Annotated in this window: 1 protein-coding gene; it reads left to right on the plus strand. The window is 70.3% G+C overall.

All coding sequences use genetic code 11. The annotated features are described in order from the left end of the window. A partial coding sequence (locus tag ACFYOH_RS44720; protein WP_388638101.1) for a type I polyketide synthase occupies window positions 1-1,976 on the plus strand: 1,976 nt, incomplete at both ends.

The following is a 1,976-nucleotide window of genomic DNA, read 5'->3' on the forward strand; positions in this document are numbered from 1 at the left end:
GAGTTGTTCGCCGAGGTGGTGCTGCCGGAGCAGGCTGCTGATGCTGCGGGTGCTTTCGGGTTGCACCCGGCCCTCCTCGACGCCGCCCTCCACGCGGTGGGTATCGACAGTGCCGAGCGGCGTGACGGGTCGGTCGCAGGCCCGCTGATCCCGTTCGCTTGGAGTGGGGTGTCGTTGTTCGCGGCGGGGGCGTCGTCGCTGCGGGTGCGGCTTGGTGAGCTCGGCTCGGATGCGGTGTCGTTGCTGGTGGCCGATGGTGCGGGCCGGCCGGTGGCGTCGGTGGGGTCGGTGGCGTTGCGGGCTGCTTCGGCGGAGCAGGTGCGTGCTGCGGCCGGTGAGCGCCACGACTCCCTCTTCCGCGTCGAGTGGACCGCCGTCCCGGTTGCGGAGACCGACCAGGCGGCTGCACATGCCTCCGACGACTGGGCCGTCCTGCCGATGTGCGACCTTTCCGGGCTCCAGGAGGCCTTGGACGGTGGTGGGTCGGTGCCGTCGGTCGTGGTGGTGGAGTGTGGTGCTTCGCTGTCCGGTGAGGCCGGTGGTGGTGTGTCGGGTGTGTCGGCGGGTGTGGTGCGTGGTGTGGTGCACCGGGTTTTGGGTGTGGTGCAGGCGTGGTTGGCTGATGAGCGGTTTGCGGATGGCCGTTTGGTGTTGGTGACCCGGGGTGCTGTGGAGGCGGTTCCGGGTGAGGGGGTTGTGGATCTGGCGGCTGCTGCGGCGCGGGGGTTGTTCCGGTCGGCGCAGTCGGAGAATCCGGGCCGGCTGGTGCTGGTGGATGTCGATGATTCGGTGGTGCGGGTGGATGCCGCGTTGCTGGGTGTCGGTGAGCCGGAGTTGGCGGTGCGTGCTGGTGCGGTGCTGGTGCCGCGTCTGGTGCGGGTGCCGGTGGCCGGTGAGGGCGCAGGTGTGTCCTTCGGTGCTGTGGGTGCTGTGGGTGCTGTGGGTGCCGGGGGCACGGTGCTGGTCACGGGTGCGACGGGGACGTTGGGTGCTTTGGTGGCCCGGCATCTGGTTGCCGAGCACGGCGTACGACACCTGCTGCTGGTGAGTCGCCGCGGCGCCGAGGCCGAGGGCGCGGCCGTGCTGTCCGCCGAGCTTGCGGAGCTGGGTGCAGAGGTCACCTGGGCGGCGTGTGATGTGGCGGATCGCGAGGCGCTGTCCGAGGTGTTGGCATCGGTGTCGGCTGAGCATCCATTGTGTGCTGTGGTGCATGCGGCGGGTGTGCTGGATGACGGTGTGATGTCGTCGTTGACGCCTGAGCGGGTGGACGCGGTGTTGCGTCCGAAGGTGGATGCGGCATTGCTGCTGGATGAGTTGACGCGGGATGCCGGGTTGTCGGCGTTCGTGTTGTTCTCGGGTGCGGCGGCGGTCTTCGGTGCTGCTGGTCAGGGGAACTACGCGGCGGCGAACGCGTTCTTGGAGGGGTTGGCGCAGCGTCGTCGGGCTGAGGGGCTGCCGGCGAGTGCGCTGGCGTGGGGTCTGTGGGCCGAAGCCAGCGGCATGACCGGAACCCTCAGCGACCGTGACCTGCGCCGGATCTCGCGCGACGGAATGACCGCCCTGTCGTCGGAGGAGGGCCTGGCCCTCTTCGACACGGCGGTGGGGGTGGACGAGGCGGTGCTGCTGCCGATGCGGCTGGACCTGGCGGCGCTGCGGGCCGAGGCCGCGGCCACCGGGACGGTCCCGGCACTGCTGCGCGGCCTGGTACGGACGCCACTGCCACGCGTGACGGACGCCGCATCCGGCGGCACCGCGACCTCGCTCGGACAGCGCCTGGCCGGTCTGGCCGCGGTCGAACAGGACCGTGAGCTGCTCGAGTTGGTGCTGCGCAGTGTCGCCGGAGTCCTCGGCTACGCCGGGCCCCAGGCGGTGGCGCCTGGGCGTGCGTTCAAGGAGTTGGGTTTTGATTCGTTGACGGCGGTGGAGCTGCGTAATGACTTGAGGTCGGTTACGGGGCTGCGGTTGCCGGCGACGTT

This window comes from Streptomyces sp. NPDC007856 (assembly GCF_042868225.1).
Taxonomy (GTDB): Bacteria; Actinomycetota; Actinomycetes; order Streptomycetales; family Streptomycetaceae; genus Streptomyces.